We start from the raw sequence: 22,248 nt of genomic DNA, 5'->3' as shown, positions 1-22,248 counted from the left end.
GTCCTGTCCTGGAGGTATGAGATGAGGTTCCACACCACGATCGAGCTTGGTGGCAAGACCGCCACGGGCTTCGAGGTCCCTGCCGGGATCGTCGAGAGGCTCGGCAGCGGCCGGCGGCCCGCCGTGACCGTCACCATCGGCTCCCACTCCTACCGCAGCACGGTGGCGACGATGGGCGGGCGGTTCATGCTGCCGCTGAGCGCCGAGAACCGGCGGGGCGCCGGGCTGTCCGCCGGGGACGAGGTCGAGGTGGACATCGAGCTCGACACCGCGCCCAGGGAGGTGACGGTGCCCTCCGACCTGGCGGAGGCGCTCGACCGTGCTCCCGAGGCGAAGGCGTTCTTCGAGAGCCTGTCCTACTCCCGGCGGCGGCGTTACGTCCTGCTCGTCGAGGGCGCCAAGAAGCCGGAGACCCGGCAGCGGCGCGTCGCCGACGCCGTCGCCAAGCTGGCCGACGGCGTGGCGTGAGCTCCCGGTGGGTCGCGGGAGCGAGTGACTCGCTCCTGAGAGGGAGAACGAGGATCGCCCGGCCAGGCGATCACAACCGGCCAGGGGAAACCGCAGGCTAGGGAGCATGCGACAACCCCCGGAAGAGCCTGCGATGATCGTCCGCGCCGCTTACGTCACCGCCCCGCTGCTCGTGCTGGCCTACGGAGTGATCCGCATCATCGACGGGTTCGACGGGAGCCGGGGGCCCGGACCGGCCTGGACGATCGGACATCTAGCGTTTCTCGCCGCCCTTGCACTGTTCATCGTTATATTTCGGGACATGTGGCGCATACTCGGCCGTACCAGACTCGCCACCGCCCACCTGGTCGTCGGGATCGCCGGCATCGCGTGCGCGGCCACGCAGTTCGTGATCGACATCGCGATCGGGTTCATGGCGGCCGACCACGCGGCCATGGGCCCGCTGTTCGAGCAGGTGCAGGCCGTGCCGGGAGCACAGCTCGTGATCTACGACGCGGGGCCGTTCCTGTTCTACGTGGCCCAGCTCGCGCTCGTCGTCCACCTGGCCACCCGTGGGCACGTCACGTTGTGGACCCCCGCCCTGGTGGCCGTCGACCTCGCGCTGCCCCTCGTGGACAAGGATCTGATGTCGGTCGGAGCGTTCTTCCTGCTGGTGTCGTTCTGGCCACTGGCCAGGAGGAGCACTCCCGCAGCCCGGCCCACACTCGTTCGTGCGTGAGGAAGGACGAGGCAGCGTGTCCCATCCGACGCTCATCAGCGTGGCGCGCCGCAGGTTCCACGCGCTCCCCCACCTCCGGGTGGACGCCGCGCTCGCGGTGCTGATCACGATCGTGCAGCTCTGGCCGCTGATCTCGCGTGAGAGCCCGCAAGGAGGGCTGTGGCACTGGTGGGGGTACACGGTCGCGGTCGCCGCCTCGGTCCCCCTGATGTGGCGGCGGCGCGCGCCGTTCGTGGTGCTGCTCGCCAGCGGGGGCGTGAGCACGCTCTACGACCTCGCCGACAACGTCGCCGACCAGCCCATCTGGTACGGCACCCTCGTCGCGCTCTACACGGTCGCCGCCTACAGCCGCCTCGGGGCCAGAATCATCGCGTTCGCAGTGACCGCGGCCGGCGGCCTGCTCGCGGTCGGCTCCTGGGAGACCGCGCTGCGCGGCACGGTGCTGCTGGTCGCCGCGTACGCCATCGGCAGGGCGGCGGCCACCTCCCGCGCCCACGCGGCCGCACTGGAGGAGCGCGCGGTCCGGCTGGAGAAGGAGCGTCAGATGGAGGCCGAACGCGCCGCGCAACGCGAACGTGACAGGATCGCCCGCGACATGCACGACATCCTCGCCCACGCGGTCAGCCTGATGGTGGTCCAGGCCGAGGCCGGGCCCGTGGTGGTGCGCAGCGACCCGGCGAGGGCGGAGGCCGCGTTCGACGCCATCGCCGAGGCGGGGCGCGATGCGATGGTGCAGTTGCGCCGTATGCTCGGCCTGCTCAGAGACGGTGAGACGTCGCGCGCGCCGCAGCCTGCCATCGGCGATCTGCCCGCGCTGGCCGAGCAGGTGGCGGAGACCGGGCTGCGGATGACCTTCGACGTGCGGGGCAAGCCACGGGCCGTGTCGCCCGACTGCGCGGTCGCCGCCTACCGCATCACGCAGGAAGCGCTCACCAACATCGTCAAGCACTCCGGGGCCGATCACGCCGGCATCCGGCTCACCTGGGAGGACCACGACCTGATGATCGACATCACCGACGACGGGCGAGGCGGCGGGCGCGGGTTGCCCTCCGGCGGCGACGGGCTGATCGGCATCCGCGAGCGCGCCGCCGCCTGCGGCGGCACCGCCACCGCCGGGCCGCGCACCGACGGCCACGGCTTCGCGGTGTCCGTACGCCTGCCGCTGGCCCGCCCATGACCGTCCGCGTGGTCGTCGCCGACGACCAGGAGCTGGTCAGGGGCGGGTTCGCGATGATCCTCGACGGGCAGCCCGACATCGAGGTGGTCGCCGAGGCGGGCGACGGGGTGGAGGCGGTGGCCGCGGTCCGCGAACACATCCCCGACGTGCTCCTGCTCGACATCCGCATGCCCAGGATGGACGGCATCGAGGCCGCCGGGATCGTCTGCGCGGAAACCCGGTGCCGGGTGCTGATGCTCACCACGTTCGACGTGGACGACTACGTCTTCGACGCGCTGCGGGCGGGGGCGAGCGGGTTCCTGCTGAAGGACGTGCGCCGCGACGACCTGGTGCATGCGGTCCGCGTGGTGGCGGCGGGCGAGTCGCTGCTCGCGCCGACCGTGACCACGCGGCTGATCTCCGAGTTCACCTCGCGGCCCGCGGCCAGAAGGGTGACGGGTCTGGACGTGCTGACCGCGAGGGAGCGGCAGACGCTCGAGCTGATCGCCCGCGGCCTGTCGAACGCCGAGATCGCCGCGGCCATGGTGGTCAGCGAGCACACGGTGAAGACGCACGTCAGCAACGTGCTGTCCAAGCTGGGGCTGCGTGACAGGGTGCAGGCGGTCATCGCGGCGTACGAGTCGGGGCTGGCCGTTCCGGGGGCGTAACGCGCGGGCCGGCGGGTAGGCGGGGCCCCATGACTGAGGGTTTCGACACCGAGATGTTGTGGGAAGAGTTCCACCGGACGGTCAACATGAACTCCGAGGAGCTGCGCGCGCATCTGCTCGCCGACGCCTCCGACGAGGAGGGCTTCCCGCCCGACCCCGACCTCGGCATCGACGAGCTGGGCCGGGGCGTGCTGCACGTCCTGAGCAAGCGCAAGGGCGACCTGACCAGTGCCGACCTCGATGTGATGCGGCAGGTCGTCGACCTCGTCGAGACGTTGGGCGACAGGACGGACGACGAGTCGCGGCGCGAGCTGATGTCCGTGGGTCACGATCCGTTGAGGGGATGACAGATGGTCCAGCCGCGCTCGTGGATCGAGGGGTACGTACGAGCCTGGAACTCCAACGATCCCGACGACATCGCCGCGCTGTTCACCGAGAACGCCGTCTACTACGCCGAGCCGTACAGCTCGCCGTGGCAGGGGCGCGACGCGATCGTCTCGGAGTGGCTGGCGCGGCAGGACAAGCCGGGTGAGGCCACGTTCGAGTGGCATCCGGTGTGCGTGACGGACGAGGTAAGCGTCGTCCAGGGAGTCACGACATATCCGGATAAGACCTATAGCAACCTCTGGGTCATCCGATTCGTGCCGGACGGGCGGTGCCGGGAATTCACCGAATGGTGGATGCTGCACGATGTCAAATGATGCAATGGCCCGAGCCGCCTTCACCCGAGGAGATCAGTTGAAAGACAACCTCGACCTCGCCGCGAGCGCCCAGCAACTGGCCGACGCCGCCCCGACGGGATCGATCGACCGCGCCGCCGCCTCGTCCGTGGCCATCACGCTCGCCACGACCCGCGACATCAACGATGCGAGAAAGACGCTCGACGGGCTCACCCCGGCCGAGGTGCGGACGGCGGCGCTCGACCTCTTCGACCGGTTGTCGGCGGACTAGCGGCCCGCAGAGCCATCATCCGAGGCCGGGGGCCGCACGGGGACACCGGCCGCGATGCCCGCTGCCCCGTCGCGCTCCGCCGTACACCTCGCACGGCCACCAGGTGGCGGGGTGGCCCTGCGGATTCGTTGCGAGCTGGAAGCTATAGTCCGGCCCATGAATGGATCACGACTCGTCGCCACAGGTCACTACCAACCCGCAAGAATCCTGACAAATGAGGATTTGGCGACCATGGTGGATACCAACGACGAGTGGATCACCCAGCGGGTCGGGATCCGCACCAGGCACGTCGCAGGCCCCGACGAAAGCGTGGCCGACCTGGCCACCCACGCCGCCGCCAAAGCGCTGGCCGGCAGCGGGCTCGGCGCGTCCGACATCGACCTCGTCCTCGTCGCCACCTGTACGCAGACCGAGCGCGCCCCCAACGTCGCCTCCCGCGTCGCCGCCGCGCTCGACGTCCCCTCCCCCGCCCTGATGGACGTCGGCGTCTCGTGTTCGGGCTTCACCCACGCCCTGGCCGTGGCCGACCACACGATCCGCGCGGGCGCCGCGACGAACGCCCTCGTCGTGGGCGCGGACAAGATGACCGAGGTCACCGACTGGACCGACAGGACCACGTGCGTGCTGACGGGCGACGGCGCCGGCGCGGCCGTGGTCAGCGCCGCTCCCGAGGCGGAGATCGGGCCTGTCGTGTGGGGTTCGGTGCCGGAGCAGGGCAGGGCCGTACGCATCGAGGGCACGCCGACCCGCTTCTCCCAGGACGGCCAGAGCGTCTACCGCTGGGCCACCACCCGGCTCCCGGCGATCGCGCGGCAGGCGTGCGAGCGCGGCGGCGTGACCCCGGAGGAACTGGCCGCCGTGGTGCTGCACCAGGCGAACCTGCGCATCATCGAACCCATCGCCAAGAAGCTGGGCGCGGTCAACGCGATCATCGCCCGTGACGTGGTGGAGTCGGGCAACACCTCGGGCGCGAGCGTACCGCTGGCGCTGTCGAAGCTCCTCGAACGCGGCGAGATCCGCCGCGGGGCGCCGATCCTGCTGTTCGGCTTCGGCGGCAACCTGTCCTATGCGGGCATGGTCGTCCGCTGCCCCTGACCTCACCGAGCGGGTGAGGAGAAGGTCGATGCACCACCCGCGCCCGCCGCGCGACCTCACGGAGCGTGGACGGTGCGCAGGTGGCCGACCAGTTTGCGGATCTCCCGCGCGTAACGCTCGGCGAACTCCGGCGAGGCCGGGTCCTCGTCCCAGACCGCGCGGATGAGCTGGGGGAAGGAGATGCCGGCCGCGGCCATGGAGAACAGCGCCAGCAGGACGGCGCCGGGGTCGAGGTCGGCGGGGAACTCGCCGTCCTGCTGGCGCCGGCGCAGGTGCTCGAGGTCGCGGCGGACGTCGGCCACGAACGCCGGGTCGGGCGTGCCGTCGTCCGTGAGCCCCTGCCAGAGCATCAGCTTGCCGTAGTCGCGGCGGGCGGAGTTGGCCCGGACGTAGCCGGCGACCAGCTCGGCGAGCTCGGAGGAGGAGTCGGCGAAGGTGCTCTCCTCCACGTGCCATCGTGCGTTCAACGCCTGGTAGAGGCCCTCTTTGCCGCCGAAATAGTACGAGATCAGCTGCTTGTTGACGCCCGCCCTGGCGGCGATCTCGCTGACCCGTGCGCCCGCGAACCCCTTCGCGGCGAACTCCTCCAGCGCCGCCTGAAGAATGCGAGCCTTCGTGCGTTCGGGGTCGCGCTGCTTCTCCTCCGGTGCTCGTCTCATGGTCGGCAGATTATCATCCATCCGTTTGGTTGACAGATTCAGCCAAATGGATGACTATCGCTCCCATGACACCTCACATCGCGATCATCGGTGGCGGCATCGGCGGGCTCTGCCTGGCCCAGGGGCTGCGCAAGGCCGGCCTCGACGTGACCGTCCACGAGCGGGACCGCACCCCCGCCGACCGGCTGCAGGGCTACCGCGTGCACATCGACCCGCACGGTGCCCGCGCGCTGCACGACTGCCTGCCCGCTCACCTGTGGGAGGCCTTCCTCCGTACGACCGGGCAGGGCGGACAGGACTTCGGCTTTCTCACCGAACGGCTGAACCTGCTCACGCTGCTCGAAACGCCCAAGGCCGGCGACCCCGCCGACGACCACCACTCGGTCAGCCGCATCACGCTCAGGCAGGTGCTGCTGTCCGGCCTGGACGACGTCGTACGGTTCGGGAAGACGTACGAGCGGTACGAGAGGCTGCCCGACGGGCGGACCCGGCTCTTCTTCGCCGACGGCACCAGCGAGGACGCGGACATCGTGGTCGCCGCGGACGGCGGCAACTCGCGGGTGCGCGAGCAGCACCTGCCGCACGCCAAGCGGGTGGACACCGGGATCATCACGGTGGCGGGGAAGTTCCCGCTCACCGACGCGACCAGGAAACGCCTGGCCCCCCGGCTGGCCGACGGGCCGAACACCATCATCCCGCCCAGGGGCATGGGCCTGTTCACCGCTCCGCACGACCTCGGCGAGCCCGTGACGTACGGCGGGATCGGGGTGACGGAGGACGAGGGTGCGCTGATGGACAACACGAGCAGCTACGTCCTGTGGGCGTTCGGCGCGACCACCGGCCGCTTCCCGCCGGAGATTTCGGAAATGTCGGGCGGGCAGCTCAAGGACACCGTGGCCCGCATGATCCGCTCCTGGCACCCCGACCTGCGCAGGCTGGTCGACATGACCGACGCCGACACCGTCACCCTGCTGCCGATCCGCACCTCCATCCCGATCGGCCCGTGGCCGGCCTCCACCATCACCTTCATCGGCGACGCCATCCACAGCATGACCCCGATGCGCGGCATCGGCGCGAACACCGCCCTCCGCGACGCCCGCCTGCTCTGCGTCGAGCTCACGCACGCACTCACGGACGGGGGCGACCCGGTCGCGGCCATCGCCCGCTACGAGTCGCACATGCGCGAGTACGGCTTCGCCGCCGTGCGCGGCTCCCTGCGCTCGGCCGAGCAGTTCATCGGCGACAGCCGGGTGGCGCGCACGGGGTTCAAGACCTTCCTGCGCCTGGTCCAGCGGTTCCCCTCGCTCAAGGCCAAGGTGTTCGCCTAGGCCTGGAACGGCGGCCGACCCGCGTCGGCCATCCGCACACCCTCGCGATGTCGAGAACGTGGTGGCGGCTCCGTCCCAGGTACGTCAGCGGCCACGACGGGCCGCTCGGAGGAGAAGGAGAGCCACCATGACCATCAGGCGGATGGACAACATCGGCATCATGGTCGAGGACCTCGACGCCGTCATCGCGTTCTTCGTGGAACTCGGCATGGAGCTGGAGGGCAAGGGGCTGGTCGAGGGGAGCTGGGCGGCACGTTGCGTCGGACTCGACGCACAACGGGTCGAGGTGGCGATGATGCGGACCCCGGACGGCCACGGGCGGGTCGAGCTGGCGAAATACCTCATGCCGCAGGCGGTCGGCGGGGTGCCGGTGGACGCCCCGGTGAACACGCTGGGCATTCGCCGCATCATGTTCGCGGTCGACGGCATCGACGACGTCATCGCCCGCGTCTGCGCCCGCGGCGCCGAACTCGTCGGCGAGGTGGTGCAGTACGAGGACGCCTACCGGCTCTGCTACCTCCGCGGCCCCGAGGGCATCATCGTCGCCCTGGCCGAGGAACTCGGCTGAAGGACACCGATCGCGGCACGGCGTCCCCGACCGCAGGTGACGGCCGGCGCACGCGGGCGAGGCCGGAGGCCTGCCGCCCCGTCGCCGTCAGGGGCGCAGCCGGTGGAACAGCTCGACCCTGGCGTGGTGGTAGTCGAGGTCGTCCTGGTCGTGCTCGACCCCGGAGCGGGCGGCCTTGTGGAAGTAGGCGTATTCCCTGCGCAGTTTGTGGCGTACGAGCTGGACCAGCGACTCCTCGTCGAGCCGGGAGGCCGTGCCGCCCTCCTCGTGGTAGGCGTCGACGAACTCCTTGCTCGGCCCCGTCAGGTCGTCGCCCCATTCGAGCGCGGCCGCCGCGAGCTCGGCCTCGGGCGCGCCGACGAAGCTTTCGTCCCAGTCGAGCACGGCCACGATCGTGCCGTCCCTGGCGAGCGTGTTGCCGGTGTAGAAGTCGCCGTGCAGCGGGTGGCGCAGCCGGTGCCGGGCGTGGAAACCGGCCAGCCAGCGGTCGAGCTGCGGGTCGTCGAGCCCGGCGGCGTCGTGGGGCGGGTCGCCGTACAGGCCGGACTCCTGGAAGGCGGGCACCGGGCGCGGGCCCTGCCGGCAGCCGGCCAGCGACCGGTGCAGCCGGGCCAGGAGGCGGGCGCCCGCCACCCGATGCGCGGGCACGTCGGAGTCGGGCCAGGACCCCTCGACGTACGGCCAGCACGAGATCGGGCGGCCCTCGACCGTGATGACCGTCGTGCCGTCGGGGGTAGGGAGGGGGGCGAGCGCCTCCGGCAGCGTCGCGGCGGCGTGCCTGGCGACGGCGTGGCACCACTCGGGTTCGGCGGGTTCGCGCCCGGCGGGGCCGACCCGGATCACGTGGCCGCCGAGGCGGTGGGCGGCGGACTCCTCGCCGCCGTGCAGCCGCTCGGCTGAGCCGGTGACGCCCCAGGTCAGGGCCACGGCTTCGCGTGCCGCGGGGGTCAGCGGGGTCGTGGCATAAATCACCTCGCCAGGGTACTGCGGACGTCATGCTTCCGGTTTGGCGACGGATGCGCGATGGTTTAGGCAACTTGCACCGCGAGGTAAGGAGACCTGTGGTCAGTTCTGGCACGATCGATACTCGGGGCAGCGATTTCGCCCGGCTTTCTCATCGCATCATGGACGCCGGTCTGCTCGACCGGCGTCCCGTTTACTACGCCATCAGGATGAGCATCGCGGCCGTGATCTATCTCGGCTGCTGGGCGCTGTTCGCCTGGGTGGGTGACTCCTGGCTGCAGCTTCTCGTCGCGGCCGCGATGGCCGTGGTCTTCGCGCAGCTCGGCTTTCTCGCCCACGACCTCGGGCACCGTCAGGTCTTCAGGAAGCGGCGGCCCAGTGACGTCGCGGGGCTGCTGATCGGCAACTTCGGCATCGGGCTCGGCTGGGGGTGGTGGACCAGCAAGCACAACCGGCACCACGCCAACCCCAACCATGAGGACCACGATCCCGACGTGTCCCCCGCCGTGATCGTCTGGTCGGAGGACCAGGTGGCCAAGAGCCGCGGAATCCCCCGTTTCGTCGCCAGACACCAGGCGTGGTGGTTCTTCCCGCTGCTCACCCTGGAGGCCTGGCACCTGCACGTGGCCAGCGTCAAGGCGCTGCTCAAGCCGGGCGCCAAGCGGCGTACGACCGAGCTGAGCCTGATCGTCATGCACTTCGTGCTCTATTTCGGCCTGGTCTTCACCATCCTGCCGCTCGGTAAGGCGCTGGTGTTCCTCATCGTGCACCAGGGCTTGTTCGGCATCTACCTGGGGCTCTCGTTCGCGCCGAACCACAAGGGCATGCCCGTGCTGACCAAGGAGGACAAACTCGATTTCCTTCGCAAGCAGGTGCTGACCTCGCGCAACGTCAAAGGAAGCTGGTTCACCGACGTGGCGCTCGGCCAGCTCAACTACCAGATCGAGCACCATCTGTTCCCGAACATGCCGGCGCCCAACCTGCGCAGGGCGCAGCCCATCGTGCAGGCGTACTGCACGGAGATCGGCGTGGACTACCTGCAGACCGGCCTCGTGGCGTCGTACGGGCAGGCGCTGCGGCACCTGCACGAGGTCGGGGCCTCGCTCCGATGACCGGCGGGGCGCCCGTGAGCGGGCGCCCGCTCAGTTCGCGCCCTCCTCCAGCCGCTGGCGCAGGCGGTCGCGGCGGCGTTCGAGCTCGGCGATCAGTTCGGTCTGCTCGTCCGCCTGACTGATCATGGCGGAGATCTCCACCTGGTCGGTCGCGCCCATGTCGCGGATCTGGTCGCGGATGTCCTGGTTCTCGGCGCGCAACCGGGCCAGGTCCTCTTCGACCTGCCGGAGCTCGTCCTCAGTGCTCATTCACCGGCTCTACCCACAGGGACGGCGGCGATTACCCGGCCCTGGCGGCGGCGTACAGAATGGGGGCCATGCGCAGGCCGTCCAAGGACACGCTCGTGTCGCTCGTCGTCATCGCCGCGGTGCTGGCGGGAGTGCTTCTCGCTCTTATGCTGCGCAGCTCCGGTCCGGTCAACGCGTTCGACGTCGTGCTGCCGGTCGTCGCCGCGGGCGGCGTGCTGATGCGCGAGCGCTGGCCCGTCGCGGCGCTGGTCATCGTGGTCGTGGCGACGGGCGCCTACTACCCGTGGGCGACGGTCGACGGGCCGCTCATCGCGCTGCCGCTGTTCGCCCTCTACACCGCCGCCGACAAGGGGCACCTCACCGCGGCCATCGTCATGGGGGCGGCGGCGCTGCTCGGCATGGGGCTCGGCGAGGCCGGCGGGGTCAGGCACGTGGACGACAGCGCGTTCCTGATGATCACCGGATGGGTGGTGGCGGCCATCGCGTTCGGCGGCGTCACCCGCAACCGCCGCGCCTACCTCGTGGAGGTGCGCCGGCACGCGCTCGACGCCCTGCGCAGCAAGGACGAGGAGGCCAGGCGGCGTGCGGACGAGGAACGGCTGCGCATCGCCCGAGAGCTGCACGACGTGCTCGGCCACAACATCTCCATGATCAACGTGCAGGCCGCGGCGGCGCTGCACGGGCTGAGGAAACGGCCCGAGGACGCCGAGACGGCGCTGCGGACGATCAAGGACACCAGCAAGGAGACGCTGCGCGAGCTGCGCACCACCTTGGGTGTGCTGCGCCAGGTCGACGAGGACGCGCCGACCGCGCCGGCCGACAGCCTGGCGCGGGTGGACGAGCTGGTCGAGGCGTCCGGGCTGAAGGTCGGCACCGAGCTGTCGGGGCCGCTCGACACGGTGCCGACCGAGGTGGATTTGGCCGCCGCCCGCATCGTCAGGGAGGCTCTGACGAACGTATCCCGCCATTCCGGTACGAACGAGGCAACCTTGAAAATCAGCAACAGGTCCGGAAATATCGAGATCTGCGTGGAGGATGACGGTCCGGGCGCCACCTACGAGGGCGGCAGCGGCTTCGGCCTGAGGGGCATGCGCGAGCGCGCGGTCCTGCTGGGCGGCACCCTGGAGGCCGGGCCACGCCCCGAAGGCGGATTCCGCGTCGCCGCCCGGCTGCCGCTGAAGGGGATGCGATGATCCGCGTACTGCTCGCCGACGACCAGACCCTGGTCCGCGCCGGGTTCCGGTCGATTCTCAGCGACGAGGACGACATCGAGGTCGTGGGCGAGGCGCCCAACGGCGCCGCGGCCGTCCACGGTGCCCGCGAGCTCAAGCCCGACGTGGTCCTCATGGACATCCGCATGCCCGAGCTCGACGGATTAGAGGCCACCCGCCAGATCGCCGGCGACCCCCGGCTCGAAGGCGTCAAGGTGATCATCCTGACCACGTTCGACCTGGACGACTACGTCTACGGCGCGCTACGGTCCGGGGCGAGCGGCTTCCTCGTCAAGGACACCGAGCCCGCCGAGCTGATCCACGCCGTACGCGTCGTGGCGAGGGGCGACGCGCTGATCGCGCCGTCCATCACGCGGCGGCTGATCGCCGAGTTCGCCGGCCGGGTCAAGCGCCCGGAGCCGGGCCCCGAGCTCAACGCGCTCACCGAACGCGAGCGCGAGGTCATGGCGCTGGTGGCGGCCGGCCTGTCCAACGACGAGATCGCGGCCCAGCTCGTGCTCAGCCCCGCCACGGCGAAGACGCACGTCAGCCGCATCATGACCAAGCTGTCCGTACGCGACAGGGCCCAGCTCGTCATCATCGCCTACGAAGCCGGCATGATCACCCCAGGCTGGCTCACCCCCTGACCTGCGGGGTCACCCCGCATACCCCGAAACAACGGAAAACGCCCTGACCTGCGAGTCTCCACGCGTACGTCCTGGGAGGTACGTGCGGCGGGGTCATGCGACCCCGGATGTACGCCAGGTGTCCGCCGGAGCATGACGTCGCCGGGCAAGCCGTACGCGCAAGCTCTCAGCATGGACACCGTCGACCTCGCCCGCCTGCAGTTCGCGATCACGGCGGGCGCACACTTCCTCTTCGTGGCGCTGACGCTCGGCCTGGCGACCCTGCTGGCGGTCGTCCAGACGCGGGCCACGTTCGGCGACAGCCCCGTGCACCTGCGGATGACGCGGTTCTGGGGGCAGCTCTACATCATCAACTACGCGATGGGCATCGTCACCGGCCTGGTGATGGAGTTCCAGCTCGGGTTGTCGTGGAGCGGGCTGACGGAGTACGCGGGCGACGTGTTCGGCTCGGCGCTGGCGCTCGAGACGCTGGTGGCGTTCTTCATCGAGTCGACGTTCCTGGGCCTGTGGATCTTCGGCTGGAACAAGCTGAACCGGTGGGCGCACCTGGCGCTGATCTGGATCGTGACGCTGACCGCGTACGCGTCGGCCTTCTGGATCATGGTGGCGAACGGCTTCCTGCAGAACCCGGTGGGCCACGTGCTGGAGGGCGGCAGGATGCGGATCGCGGACTTCGGGGCGATGGTGGCCAACCCGGCGGCGCAGGTGGCGTTCTGGCACGTCGTCACCGCCGGGATGGTCGTCGGCGGGTTCTTCATGGCCGGGGTGAGCGCGTACCACCTGCGCAGGCGCACCACCGAGCAGGACCTCTTCCGCAAGTCGCTGCGAATCGGGTTGGGGGTGGCGCTGCCGGCCGTGTTCGCCACCGCCACGTCCGGCGGGCTGGGGTTCCAGACGATGCAGCCGGCCAAGGCCGCGGCCTGGTCGCGCGACGCCGAAGAACTCGCTGCGGCGCAGGCCGAGATGGTGGCCGCGCACGGGGCGGGCGACTACCTGCCGCCGGCGGGCTGGGTGCAGGCGAGCGGCACGACGATGTTGCTGCTCTTCGCGCTCATGATGTACTTCCTGCTGCCGAGCTGCCTGCTGATGCTCTTCCGGCCGGTCGTGCGCCAGTTCGGGCTGTGGCACTGGGTGACGACGCTGATGATCCCCGTCCCGTTCGCGGCCATGCTCGCCGGCTGGGCCTTCCGCGAGTTCGGCCGCCAGCCGTGGACGGTGTACGGGCTGCTGACCACGTCGGAGGCGATGTCTCCGGTGTCGGCGGGGCAGATGCGCTTCTCCGTGGTCGCCTTCTTCACGGTGTTCGCCGTGCTCATCACCGTCAACACCTGGCTGCTGGCGCGGCACGCCCGCCGGGGGCCCGGCGCCGTGTCACTCGGCGACCGCCCGATCGAGGCGCCCGTTCCCGCCCCTACCTTCTGAGGAGCCGTCATGGAGATCTTCATCCTGGCCTTCTTCGCGCTGGGCTACCTGGTCCTGGCCGGCGCCGACATCGGGGTCGGCATGGCGCTGCCGTACCTGGGCAGGTCGGCGGCGGAGCGGCGCGAGGTGATCGCCGCGATCGCGCCGTTCTTCCTGGGCAACGAGGTGTGGCTGGTCGCCACGGCGGGTGTGCTCGCGGGGTTGTTCCCCCACTTGGAGGGCGAGCTGCTCACCGGGAACTACAGCGTCGTCGTGGTGCTGCTGCTGGCGTGGGTGGTCCGCGACATGGGGCTGTGGCTGCGGGGGCGGATGCCGGGGGTGCGCTGGCAGGGTTTCTGGGACGGCGCGATCGTGGCCGGCAGCTGGGGGCTGGCGCTGAGCTGGGGGCTGCTGCTCGGACACGTGCTGCTCGGCATCACCGGGCCGTTCGCCCTGCTGCCCGCGCTGGTGGTGGCCGCGCTGTTCGGCACCCACGGCCTGACGTTCGCGACGCTGCGGCTGCGCGGCCGGCTGCGGGCGCGGGCGGCCGTGTTGTCCGGCGGTGCCGGGGAGGGGCGCACGTACGCGCTGACCTCGGCGGCGCTGGTGGCGGTCGGGGTGCTGGCCGGGCTGCGGCTCCCGCTGGACCCGGGAAGCGCGGGCACGGTGCTGGTGCCGGTCGTGCTCACCCTGATGCCGCTGCTCGTGGCGGCGCAGGGCTGGGTGTGGTGGACGTTCCGGCACCGGGTCACCGGCCCGTCCTACCTGTGACCGTCCCGGCCGCCGGGGCCGGCGGTCCGCGGTCGCCTGACCGTCCCGGCGGGTCACGCGAAGTTCGCCGAGGCGTTCTCCGGCGACATCCCCGGCGGGGAGGCCCGCAGCCAGCGGCAGCCGTGCGGGCCGAGCGCGACCCGCGCCACGCCCTCCCGCGAGATTTCCAGCGTGCCGTCCGCCAGCAGGTCGGTGAGCAGGGAGCCTTCCAGGCCCGGCAGCGTCAGGTCCATGTCGCAGGCCGTGTCGCCGAGGTTGTGCGCCATCACCATCGTGGCCCCGCCGCCGTCGCACCGGTGCGCGAGGACCGCGTGCTCCGGGGAGTCGAGCACGGTGCACTGGCCCCACGCCAGCTCGGGGCACTCGCGGTAACGCTCGATGAGCAGCTGGAACCAGCGCAGTAACGAGCCGGCGTCCCGCCTCTGAGCGGCCACGTTGACCCGTTCCGGCGCGAAGGGGCCCTCCGGCGTCGCGCGTTCCGGTTCGGCGGAGCCGAAGCCGCCGTCCGGCGCCCACTGCATCGGTGTGCGGACCGCCATGCGGCCCTCCTGCGCGAGGTCCTCCCCCATGCCGATCTCCTCACCGTAGAAGATCACCGGCGTGCCCGGCAGCGAGAACAGCAGGCTGTAGGCCAGCTTGACCCGCCGCAGGTCACCCCCGAGCATGCCCGGCAGCCGCCGGCGCAGCCCGCGGCCGAAGATCTGCATCTCCTTGTCGGGGCCGAACGCCGCGAAGATCTCCTGGCGCTCCTCCTCGGTGAGCTTGTCGAGGGTCAGCTCGTCGTGGTTGCGCAGGAACATGGCCCACTGGCAGTCCTTCGGCGGTTTCGGGCGCTCGCGCAGGGCGGCGGCGAGCGGCCGGGCGTCGCCGCGGGCCATCGACAACCAGGCCTGCTGCATGCCGACGAAGTCGAAGCACACGGTGACCTGGTCGCCGAGCCCTTCGCCGAAATAGCTCATCAGGTCCGCGTACGGCAGGTTGACCTCGCCGAGCAGAATCGATCCGCCCTGGCGGCGGTTCATGAACGCGCGCAGGTCCGCCAGGAAGTCGTGGGGGTTCGCCAGCTCCGGGTCGACGTTCTCGATGAGGTACGGCACCGCGTCCACCCTGAACCCCGACAACCCCAGCTCCATCCAGAAGCCGAGCACCCGCATGATCTCGTCCCGCACGGCGGGGTTGGCGATGTTGAGGTCCGGCTGGTGCCGGTAGAAGGTGTGCAGGTAGTACTGTCCCGAGCCCTCGTCGTACTCCCAGACGCTGTCCTCCTTGTCGGGGAAGACGATCTGCTCCGGGTCGTCCGGCTCGGGGGTGTCGGACCAGACGTACCAGTCGCGCAGGGGCGAGTCCCTGCCCGAGCGCGACTCCTTGAACCAGGGGTGCTGGTCGGAGGTGTGGTTGACGACCAGGTCGGCGATCACGCGCAGCCCCCGGTCGTGGGCGGTACGCATGAACTCCACGAAGTCGCCCAGCGTCCCCAGTCGCGGGTTTACGCGGTAGAAGTCGGTGATGTCGTACCCGTCGTCCTTGTTGGGGGTGGGGAAGAACGGCATGAGCCAGAGGCAGGTCACGCCCAGACCGGCGAGATAGTCGATCCGCTGCGTCAGCCCGCGGAAGTCGCCCACGCCGTCGCCGTCGCCGTCCTTGAACGTCTCGACGTCGAGGCAGTAGACGACGGCGTTCTTCCACCACAGATCCGAGGTGTACGTCAGTCGCATCCGTGCCCGCTACCCCCGGCGGGCGCGCTGTCACGACAACGCGCGGATCGCCTCTTCCACCATCTCCCAGAAGCGCCCGGCGTCGATCCCGGTGGCGACGTTCGCGTTGGGGGCGCGTCCCAGCGTGTTCAGCAGGTCGACGCTGGTCGCGCCCGCCGTCTCCGTGCCGTGCAGTTCGATGTCGAGCCTGGTACGGGCCGTGGTCACCACGCCGGGCGCGGCGACCAGCGCCACCGCCACCGGGTCGTGCAGCGGGGCGTCGGGCATGCCCTGGTCGGTCTCGTACGTCGAGTTGAAGAAGTTGAGCAGCTCCACGCCGAACGCGGCCGTCCTGTTGCCGACGGCGTCGATGCGGGCGAGCACGTCGTGGGTGACGAGGGCCTGGTGGGTGACGTTGAGCCCGATCATGGTGAACGACGGGCCCGCGTCGAGCACGATGGCCGCGGCCTCGGGATCCAGCCAGGAGTTGAACTCGGCGTACGGCGTCACGTTGCCCCTGCCGGTCGACCCGCCCATCCAGACGATCTCGCGTACGCGGGAGAGCCTGTCCGGGTAGGTGCGGGCGAACAGCGCGATGTTCGTCAGCGGGCCGGTCGCGACGATCGTCACCTGCTGCTCCGCTGCGTCGATCGTGTCCCTGATGAGGTCGATCGCGCCGCGCGGGTCCGCCGCCACGGACGGCACGGGCAGTTCGGGCCCGCCGAGCGCGTTCTCCCCGTGGATGGAGCCGGCCGTCGACAACCGGCGTACGAGGGGTCCGGCGGCGCCGGGCGAGATGGGCACTCCGGCGATCCCCGCGACGTGGGCCGCGACTCTGGCGTTGTACGTGGTCTGGTCGAGCCGCCCGTTGCCGCCGACGGTGGTGATGGCGCGCAGGTCGATCTCCGGGTGCCCGGCGGCCAGCCAGATCGCGAAGACGTCGTCGTGTCCCGGATCGCAGTCCAGAATCACCGGTGTCGACACGAAAAACCCCCTCTTGTACGCCTTTATAGTCATGCTACAAGCGTCAATCCGGGTGGCCGCCGTGCACTCGTCAGGCTCTGACGGCCTGCCTGGCCCTGAGCGCGATCTCCAGCTCGAAGCGGATGTCGGGGTCGGCGAGCTGGTCGCCGTAGAGCTCCTCGAGCTGGCGCAGCCGGTAGCGCACGGTCTGCGGGTGCACGTGCAGCCGGGCGGCCACCTCGCCCGCGCCCCTGCCGTGCCGCAGCCAGGCCAGCAGGGTCTCCGCCAGCCGGTCCTGCTGGGTGGGCCGCAGGTGGGCCAGGGGCGCGAGCCGCACCTCGGCCAGCGCGGTGACGAGCTCCTCGTCCTTGAAGACCACCAGCGTGGCCATGTGGTCGGCGCACCGGACGAGCCCGTCGGGCAGCACGCCGCGGCGCGACAGGTCGAGCGCCTCCCTGGCCCACCGCAGCGACGTCGCGGCGGCGGTCAGGGGCACGGCGGGCCCGATGGCGGCCCGGCGCCCGCGCAGGGCCTGGTCGAGCATCCTGGCCTGGCCGGGGCCGTTGGGGTCGGGCGCCAGCAGGCACGGCTGCGGCCGGTCCATGGCGGTGAGCACGTCGGAGGGGAACGCGAGCGCCGGGCAGGGCCCGAGCCCGTCGTCGAACGCCACGCAGGCCACCGTCCTGGGCAGCCGCCACCCCGCGGCCCTGGCCAGGTCGGCGATGGCCTCGGCGCTGGCGGGCGGGCGGCTGAGCAGCAGGTCGAGCAGGCGGGTGCGGCGGCGCTCGGTCTCGCCGGCGGCGTGCGCCCGGGCCTCGGCGAAGCCCTCGGCCGCCGCGTCGGCGAGCTGGTCGAGGTGGACGAAGATGGCCTCGCCCAGGTCGTACAGGTTCTGCGGGGACAACCCGCACGGACCGGCCAGCTCCGTCAGCCGCCGCCAGCCGACTCTGGCGCCGAGCCGCATCGCCGCCTGCAGCGGCTCCAGGTTGCGGCCCTCGGCCGCCTCGCCCCTGCCGATCATGCGGAACGGCTCCGGGTCCCACGCGGCGTCAGGGTCCTCCACGCGGTCGAGGAAACCCTCGACGGCCTGCTCGACCGCGATCCTGATGACCTTGATGTAGAGCTCGTCCGACGGCCTGGCGTATTCGGGGATCCGGGTCTGGATCTCCTGGATCACCTCGTCGGAGACTCGCCCGATCCCCGGCCTGAGGGCTTTCGCGACGTCCGCGGTGCTACGGCTCTCGCTGCTGTCACTTTTGATGACCATGGTCCCTCCTGCCCCCCATTGTGACCCAGGCGACAAGAGTTGTGTAGCAAGAGCTTGTTTGTTATCACTTCTGGAGGAAGGCCCCGAACTCCTCCACGTCGATCAGGCCGTCGCCGTCCTTGTCGAGCTGCCGCACACCGGCCTGCGCGGCCTCCAGCGTCACCGGCCGGCCGAGCACCTCCATCAGCCGTACGAGCTCCTCCGCGGAGATGCGCCCGTCCTTGTCGGCGTCGATCAGCTCGAAGGTGGTCGCGTAGTCGCTCATGGGTCGCCCTTCCGCCGGGATCACTGTCGCGTCAGACCTTAGTAGCGACGTGTCGTAGTGCGTCAATGAATGCCATCACTTGCGGCCTGCTGTCCCCTTCTCGCCACGCGATGGCGAGTTCGCCCGGAGGCAGCCCCATGACCGGCCGGTACGCGAGCCCCGGCCTGTTGTAGAGGTCGGCGTTGCCCTCGGCCACGAGCACCACGCCGAGCCCGCTCGTCACGGACTCGAACACCTCCTCAGGCGTGTGGGCGGTGACCCCGACGACCGGTTCGTCGTCGCGCGCGTCGCGCCCGAGCCAGAAGTCGCGCAGCGGCCCCGACGACACGGGCAGCGCGATGAACGGCTCGTCGCGCAGGGCGGAGAACGGCACCTCCGCCAGCGCGGCGAGCCGATGGTCGGCGGGCAGGGCCACCCCACGCCCTTCCGTGGCCACCACGTACGTCCGCACCCCCGGAGGCACCGGCAGCCACACGAACGCCACGTCCGAGCTCCCGTCGGCCAGGCCGCCGCTGGGGTCGCCCCATCCGACCAGCCGCAGCGAAACCTCCCAGCCCGGCAGCCGCTCACGGAAACGGCGCAGGGCCGCCTGCTGCAGCCCTCTGCCCACGACCGTCTGCAGGCCGATCACCAGCGTCCCCGCCGGCGCAGCGGCACGCGCCTCCTCCACGCCCGCGGCCCACCGCCCGAGCAGGTCGCGGGCGACCGGTAGCAGCGCCTCGCCCTGCCTGGTCAGCGCCATCCCGCTGGGCACCCGCTCGAACAGCCCGAACCCGAGCTGCCGTTCCAGCACCCTGAGCTGCTTGGACAGGGCGGGCTGGGAGACGAACAGCCGCTCGGCGGCCCGCGTCACATTCAGTTCCTCGGCCACCGCCACGAAATAACGCAATTCCCGCAAATGCACGTCCATAGCCACTGGTTATAGCAAAGGGTCTTGGACGTACGGCCCACCCGCCCGGCAGGCTTACCGCCATGAAGACACGCACTCTTGGAAACCTGCAGGTCCCCGCCATCGGCTTCGGCGCCATGGTGCTCTCCCCCGGCGTGTACGGCGACATCGACGACGAGCGTGCCGAGACGGCGCTCAGGTCGGCGCTGGACGCGGGCGGCACCCACGTGGACACCAGCGACGCCTATGGCGCGAACGGACACAACGAGCGGCTCGTGGGCCGCGCGATCAAAGGGCGCCGCGACGAGGTGGTGGTCGCGACCAAGTTCGGCCTCGCGGTCCCGGAGGGCGAGCCCAGCAGGTCGCACCCGGTCGGCTACGCCTTCAACGAGCTCCGGGTGAACGCCGAGCCCCGCCTGGTGCGCCGCTACGCCGAGCGCAGCCTGCGCAACCTCGGCACGGACGTGATCGACCTCTACTACGCGCACTACCCCGACCCCGGCGTGCCGATCGAGGAGACCGTCGGCGCGATGGCCGACCTGGTGCGCGACGGGTTGATCAGGCATGTCGGCCTGTCCAACGTGACGGCCGCCCAGCTGCGCGCGGCGCACGCCGTCCACCCGGTCGCGGCCGTGCAGAACGAGTGGTCGATGTGGCGGCACGTGGACCCGGACCTCCTGGCCACCGCACGTGAGCTGGGCGTGGGCATCGTGGCGTGGAGCCCTCTCGGCAGCGGCTTCCTCACGGGCACCGTGCAGTCGCTCGGCGAGGGCGACTTCCGCCACAACGCCCCGCGATTCGACAAGGAGAACTTGGCGAGCAACAACGACCGCTATGCCCCGATCCGGGCCATCGCCGCACGACTCGGCATCACCCCCGCCCAGCTGGCCCTGGCCTGGCTGCTGCACCAGGACGAGCACGTGGTGACCATCCCGGGCAGCCGCACCCCCTCCCACATCGAGGAGAACCTGGCGGCGGCCGACCTCACCCTGCACCAGGACACGCTGGACGCGATCGACAAGGCGCTGGCCGGGTTCGAGGTGTCCGGCGGGACGCTTCTCTAGTCAGAGCAGCTCCGGCCTGCCGCGTACGCCGGCCGCCACCCAGACCGTGGCCAGGCAGGCGTACAGGCTGAGCATCGCCCCACCCGTCGAGGCGAGAACCGCCGAGGCGACGAGGGCCAGGGCGAGCAGCACCGCCCAGCCGTACAGGATCCTGCGGCGCAGCACCGAGCCGGTGTGCGCCGCCTCCTGGGCGGGGGTGACCAGCGCCATGACCCCGGCGCCCGCGGTGCCGAGCGGCTCGCTGCCGAACCCGATCCCGAGGCCCAGCGTCACCGCGCCCACGCCCACCAGGCCGCAGCAGAGCACGGCCACACGGGACTCGACGACGTCGAAGAGCAGCTGGGTCGTCTTGCCCCGGGCCAGCCGGAGCGTGCTGACCGCCTCGGCGACCCACGCCGCCCAGTGCAGCAGCGCGACGACCACGAAGACCAGGATGACCGGGGGGATGGCGGGCAGCAGGAACAGCAGCCGCCACCCGCCCCGGAACCTGCCGCGCACCGCCGCCAGCCACCGGTACACGGGGTTGCGCTGCTTGAGCGCCGCCACGAGCAGATCCCGGGCGTGGCCGAAGCCGGGATCGAGGCGGAGCACCTCACGGAAGGCCTCCGCGGCCCGCCGCGGGTCGCCGAAGGCCAGCTCGGCGCGGCCGAGGACGAGGTGCGCCGTGGCGCTCTCCGGATCCAGCCGTACGGCGTGCGCGGCGGCGGCCCTGGCCGGCTGCGCGTCCCCGAGCTGCGTGCAGGCCAGCGACAGCAGGCACACCAGGTCGGGGGCCTCCGGGTCGATGGCCAGTCCCCGCTGCGCCGCGTCGGCCATCTGGCGCCACTGGCCGGCCAGCATGTGGGCACGGGCCAGCTGCTCCCAGACCGGCGGGTGCTCGGGATTGAGCCGGAGCGCGGCGGTGGCGGCGGCCAGCGCGGCGGCAGGGCGGCGGGCCCGGTGGTGCACCTGCGCGGCCACGTAGTGGGTGGACCAGTGGTCGGGCGCGAGCCGTACCGCCTCGTCCGACTCCTCGACGGCCTCGGCCGCGTTGCCCTGCTGGACCAGGGCGAGGGCCAGGAAGGCGTGCGCGGTGGCGTACTGCGGCTCCTGGGCGAGCACGCCGCGCAGCTCGCGCTCGGCGTCGGCCGGCCGGCGCAGCTGCAGCAGCGTCCGTGCGCGTTCCAGGGGGTCGCCCGTGGTCGTCACCGTTTGCCTTTGACCCAGGGCAGCAGTTCGTCCCACGCGCCCGAGTCGTTCGCGTGCATGACGTAGTTGCGGGCCGTGGCCATCCACTCGTGCACCGCCGAGGGGCGGATGGACTGCGCGGCGGCCAGCAGGTCGGGCGTCGACAGCGGGATGGGCCGGCCGGCGCTGATCGACTGCTGGAGCTTGACCTCCACCGCCCGGTCCACCAGGCCCTTGAGGTCGGCGCCGACGCAGTGCTCGGTGACCCGGGCGACCGCGTCGTAGTCCATCTCCGCCAGGGGCTTGTCCCGGCACAGGATGCGCAGGATGGCCGCGCGGGCCGCAGCGTCCGGCGGCGGTACGAGCACGGGCTGGTCGAAGCGGCCGGGCCGGCGGAAGGCCGGGTCCACGTACCAGGGGGCGTTGGTGGCCGCCAGCACGAGCACTCCCTCGTTGGCGTGCTCGTCCACGCCGTCGAGCTCGGCCAGGAACTGGTTGACCAGCTGCCGGGTGTGCGCCTGGCGCATGTCGGAGCGGCGGGCGGCCAGCGCGTCGACCTCGTCGAAGAAGAGCACGCACGGCCGGTTGCGCCGGGCCAGGTCGAACGTGGCCCGCAGGTTGCGCTCGCTGGAGCCGATGTACATGTCCAGGATGTCGGCCAGGCCGACGTTGACGAACTTCGCGCCGAGCTCCCCGGCGGCGGCCCTGGCGAGGTGGGTCTTGCCCGCGCCGGGAGGGCCGTAGAGCAGCACGCCGCCGCCCGCGCGCTTGCCGAACGCGGCGAACATCTCCGGCTGCTGGAGCGGGAGCAGCAGCTTGACGCGCAGCGCCTCCTTGACCGCCTCCATCCCCGCCACGTCGGCGAAGCTCACCTTGGAGTGCTCGACCTCGGCGGTGGCCCGGTCCGCGGGCCCCGGGGAGGGCGGATGGTAGGCGGGGGCAGGTCCGGCGTGAGGTGCGGCGTGGGCTGGGAC

Annotated in this window: 26 protein-coding genes; 16 read left to right on the top strand and 10 right to left on the bottom strand. The window is 71.2% G+C overall.

Going from position 1 to position 22,248, the window contains the following annotated elements:
• Positions 1-21 precede the first annotated feature (21 nt).
• From E1295_RS08580 to E1295_RS08545, 8 genes are all read left to right on the top strand, one after another.
• Positions 22-468 (top strand): YdeI/OmpD-associated family protein, encoded by a 447-nt coding sequence (locus tag E1295_RS08580; protein WP_132629332.1) that lies wholly within the window; start codon positions 22-24, stop codon positions 466-468.
• A gap of 106 nt (positions 469-574) precedes the next feature.
• Positions 575-1,186, top strand: a complete 612-nt coding sequence (locus E1295_RS08575) for a hypothetical protein (protein WP_246079921.1) — start codon at positions 575-577, stop codon at positions 1,184-1,186.
• A 16-nt stretch (positions 1,187-1,202) separates the two neighbouring features.
• Positions 1,203-2,363: a sensor histidine kinase gene (locus E1295_RS08570; protein WP_132629330.1), complete on the top strand. Its 1,161-nt coding sequence runs from the start codon at positions 1,203-1,205 to the stop codon at positions 2,361-2,363.
• Positions 2,360-3,010 carry a response regulator gene (locus tag E1295_RS08565; protein ID WP_132629328.1) on the top strand — a complete coding sequence of 217 codons (651 nt, stop codon included), beginning with the start codon at positions 2,360-2,362 and terminating at the stop codon, positions 3,008-3,010. Before E1295_RS08570 ends, E1295_RS08565 begins: the two co-directional genes overlap by 4 nt.
• A 29-nt stretch (positions 3,011-3,039) precedes the next feature.
• On the top strand, positions 3,040-3,357 hold the full coding sequence (locus E1295_RS08560) for a DUF3140 domain-containing protein (protein WP_132629326.1): 318 nt from the start codon (positions 3,040-3,042) through the stop codon (positions 3,355-3,357).
• A gap of 3 nt (positions 3,358-3,360) precedes the next feature.
• A complete protein-coding gene (locus E1295_RS08555; RefSeq protein WP_132629324.1) occupies positions 3,361-3,711 on the top strand; it encodes a nuclear transport factor 2 family protein in 351 nt (116 codons plus the stop codon).
• Positions 3,712-3,748: 37 nt separating this feature from the next.
• The gene (locus E1295_RS08550) at positions 3,749-3,961 is read left to right on the top strand and encodes a hypothetical protein (RefSeq protein ID WP_132629322.1); all 213 of its coding nucleotides are present in this window, start codon (positions 3,749-3,751) and stop codon (positions 3,959-3,961) included.
• 156 nt (positions 3,962-4,117) lie between these two features.
• Positions 4,118-5,056 (top strand): beta-ketoacyl-ACP synthase III, encoded by a 939-nt coding sequence (locus E1295_RS08545; protein ID WP_132629320.1) that lies wholly within the window; start codon positions 4,118-4,120, stop codon positions 5,054-5,056.
• Positions 5,057-5,112: 56 nt separating this feature from the next.
• On the opposite strand, the gene E1295_RS08540 is transcribed toward E1295_RS08545, so the two are convergent.
• The gene (locus E1295_RS08540) at positions 5,113-5,715 is read right to left on the bottom strand and encodes a TetR family transcriptional regulator (protein WP_220448608.1); all 603 of its coding nucleotides are present in this window, start codon (positions 5,713-5,715) and stop codon (positions 5,113-5,115) included.
• A gap of 65 nt (positions 5,716-5,780) precedes the next feature.
• Between E1295_RS08540 and E1295_RS08535 the strand changes: the two genes are divergently transcribed.
• On the top strand, positions 5,781-7,043 hold the full coding sequence (locus E1295_RS08535) for an FAD-dependent oxidoreductase (RefSeq protein ID WP_220448607.1): 1,263 nt from the start codon (positions 5,781-5,783) through the stop codon (positions 7,041-7,043).
• A gap of 127 nt (positions 7,044-7,170) precedes the next feature.
• Entirely contained in the window at positions 7,171-7,611 is a 441-nt protein-coding gene (locus E1295_RS08530) for a VOC family protein (protein ID WP_132629316.1), read from the top strand.
• A gap of 87 nt (positions 7,612-7,698) precedes the next feature.
• On the opposite strand, the gene E1295_RS08525 is transcribed toward E1295_RS08530, so the two are convergent.
• Positions 7,699-8,583, bottom strand: a complete 885-nt coding sequence (locus E1295_RS08525) for a phosphotransferase enzyme family protein (RefSeq protein ID WP_132629314.1) — start codon at positions 8,581-8,583, stop codon at positions 7,699-7,701.
• A 152-nt stretch (positions 8,584-8,735) separates the two neighbouring features.
• Here E1295_RS08525 and E1295_RS08520 point away from each other — a divergent pair, with 152 nt between their 5' ends.
• Positions 8,736-9,686 carry a fatty acid desaturase family protein gene (locus E1295_RS08520; protein WP_246079920.1) on the top strand — a complete coding sequence of 317 codons (951 nt, stop codon included), beginning with the start codon at positions 8,736-8,738 and terminating at the stop codon, positions 9,684-9,686.
• A gap of 30 nt (positions 9,687-9,716) precedes the next feature.
• Here E1295_RS08520 and E1295_RS08515 read toward each other — a convergent pair whose 3' ends face one another.
• Positions 9,717-9,935, bottom strand: coding sequence for a hypothetical protein (locus E1295_RS08515; RefSeq protein ID WP_132629312.1), 219 nt, complete (start codon positions 9,933-9,935; stop codon positions 9,717-9,719).
• A 68-nt stretch (positions 9,936-10,003) separates the two neighbouring features.
• Here E1295_RS08515 and E1295_RS08510 point away from each other — a divergent pair, with 68 nt between their 5' ends.
• From E1295_RS08510 to E1295_RS08495, 4 genes are all read left to right on the top strand, one after another.
• Complete coding sequence (locus E1295_RS08510; RefSeq protein ID WP_246079919.1) at positions 10,004-11,128, top strand: sensor histidine kinase; 1,125 nt, start codon at positions 10,004-10,006, stop codon at positions 11,126-11,128.
• Positions 11,125-11,793, top strand: a complete 669-nt coding sequence (locus E1295_RS08505) for a response regulator (RefSeq protein ID WP_132629310.1) — start codon at positions 11,125-11,127, stop codon at positions 11,791-11,793. Before E1295_RS08510 ends, E1295_RS08505 begins: the two co-directional genes overlap by 4 nt.
• 132 nt (positions 11,794-11,925) lie before the next feature.
• Positions 11,926-13,215, top strand: coding sequence for a cytochrome ubiquinol oxidase subunit I (locus E1295_RS08500; protein ID WP_342775847.1), 1,290 nt, complete (start codon positions 11,926-11,928; stop codon positions 13,213-13,215).
• Between the two features lie 9 nt (positions 13,216-13,224).
• Complete coding sequence (locus tag E1295_RS08495; protein WP_132629308.1) at positions 13,225-13,965, top strand: cytochrome d ubiquinol oxidase subunit II; 741 nt, start codon at positions 13,225-13,227, stop codon at positions 13,963-13,965.
• A 53-nt stretch (positions 13,966-14,018) separates the two neighbouring features.
• Here the strand turns inward: E1295_RS08495 and E1295_RS08490 are convergent, their stop codons facing one another.
• The 5 genes from E1295_RS08490 to E1295_RS08470 all read right to left on the bottom strand — a co-directional run bounded on the left by E1295_RS08490 (position 14,019) and on the right by E1295_RS08470 (position 19,064).
• A complete protein-coding gene (locus E1295_RS08490) occupies positions 14,019-15,680 on the bottom strand; it encodes an alpha-amylase family protein (RefSeq protein ID WP_132629306.1) in 1,662 nt (553 codons plus the stop codon).
• A gap of 30 nt (positions 15,681-15,710) precedes the next feature.
• Positions 15,711-16,643 (bottom strand): nucleoside hydrolase, encoded by a 933-nt coding sequence (locus E1295_RS08485; protein ID WP_132629304.1) that lies wholly within the window; start codon positions 16,641-16,643, stop codon positions 15,711-15,713.
• Between the two features lie 70 nt (positions 16,644-16,713).
• Positions 16,714-17,889, bottom strand: coding sequence for a PucR family transcriptional regulator (locus tag E1295_RS08480; protein WP_166427148.1), 1,176 nt, complete (start codon positions 17,887-17,889; stop codon positions 16,714-16,716).
• A gap of 64 nt (positions 17,890-17,953) precedes the next feature.
• Complete coding sequence (locus E1295_RS08475) at positions 17,954-18,154, bottom strand: EF-hand domain-containing protein (RefSeq protein ID WP_132629302.1); 201 nt, start codon at positions 18,152-18,154, stop codon at positions 17,954-17,956.
• Between the two features lie 31 nt (positions 18,155-18,185).
• On the bottom strand, positions 18,186-19,064 hold the full coding sequence (locus tag E1295_RS08470; protein WP_132629300.1) for a LysR family transcriptional regulator: 879 nt from the start codon (positions 19,062-19,064) through the stop codon (positions 18,186-18,188).
• Positions 19,065-19,126: 62 nt separating this feature from the next.
• Between E1295_RS08470 and E1295_RS08465 the strand changes: the two genes are divergently transcribed.
• Positions 19,127-20,107 (top strand): aldo/keto reductase, encoded by a 981-nt coding sequence (locus E1295_RS08465; protein WP_132629298.1) that lies wholly within the window; start codon positions 19,127-19,129, stop codon positions 20,105-20,107.
• Here E1295_RS08465 and E1295_RS08460 read toward each other — a convergent pair whose 3' ends face one another.
• Together E1295_RS08460 and E1295_RS08455 are read right to left on the bottom strand one after the other, a co-directional pair.
• Positions 20,108-21,295, bottom strand: a complete 1,188-nt coding sequence (locus E1295_RS08460; protein ID WP_166427147.1) for a tetratricopeptide repeat protein — start codon at positions 21,293-21,295, stop codon at positions 20,108-20,110.
• Positions 21,292-22,248 (bottom strand): ATP-binding protein (locus E1295_RS08455; RefSeq protein WP_246079918.1); only part of this gene is annotated, 957 nt, incomplete at its 5' end. The genes E1295_RS08455 and E1295_RS08460, both read right to left, overlap by 4 nt.

Origin of the sequence: Nonomuraea mesophila (genome assembly GCF_004352805.1) — a bacterium.
GTDB classification, from domain to species: domain Bacteria; phylum Actinomycetota; class Actinomycetes; order Streptosporangiales; family Streptosporangiaceae; genus Nonomuraea; species Nonomuraea longispora.
The sequence above is the reverse complement of the archived record's forward strand: the minus strand, read 5'-3'. Positions and strand labels throughout refer to the sequence as shown.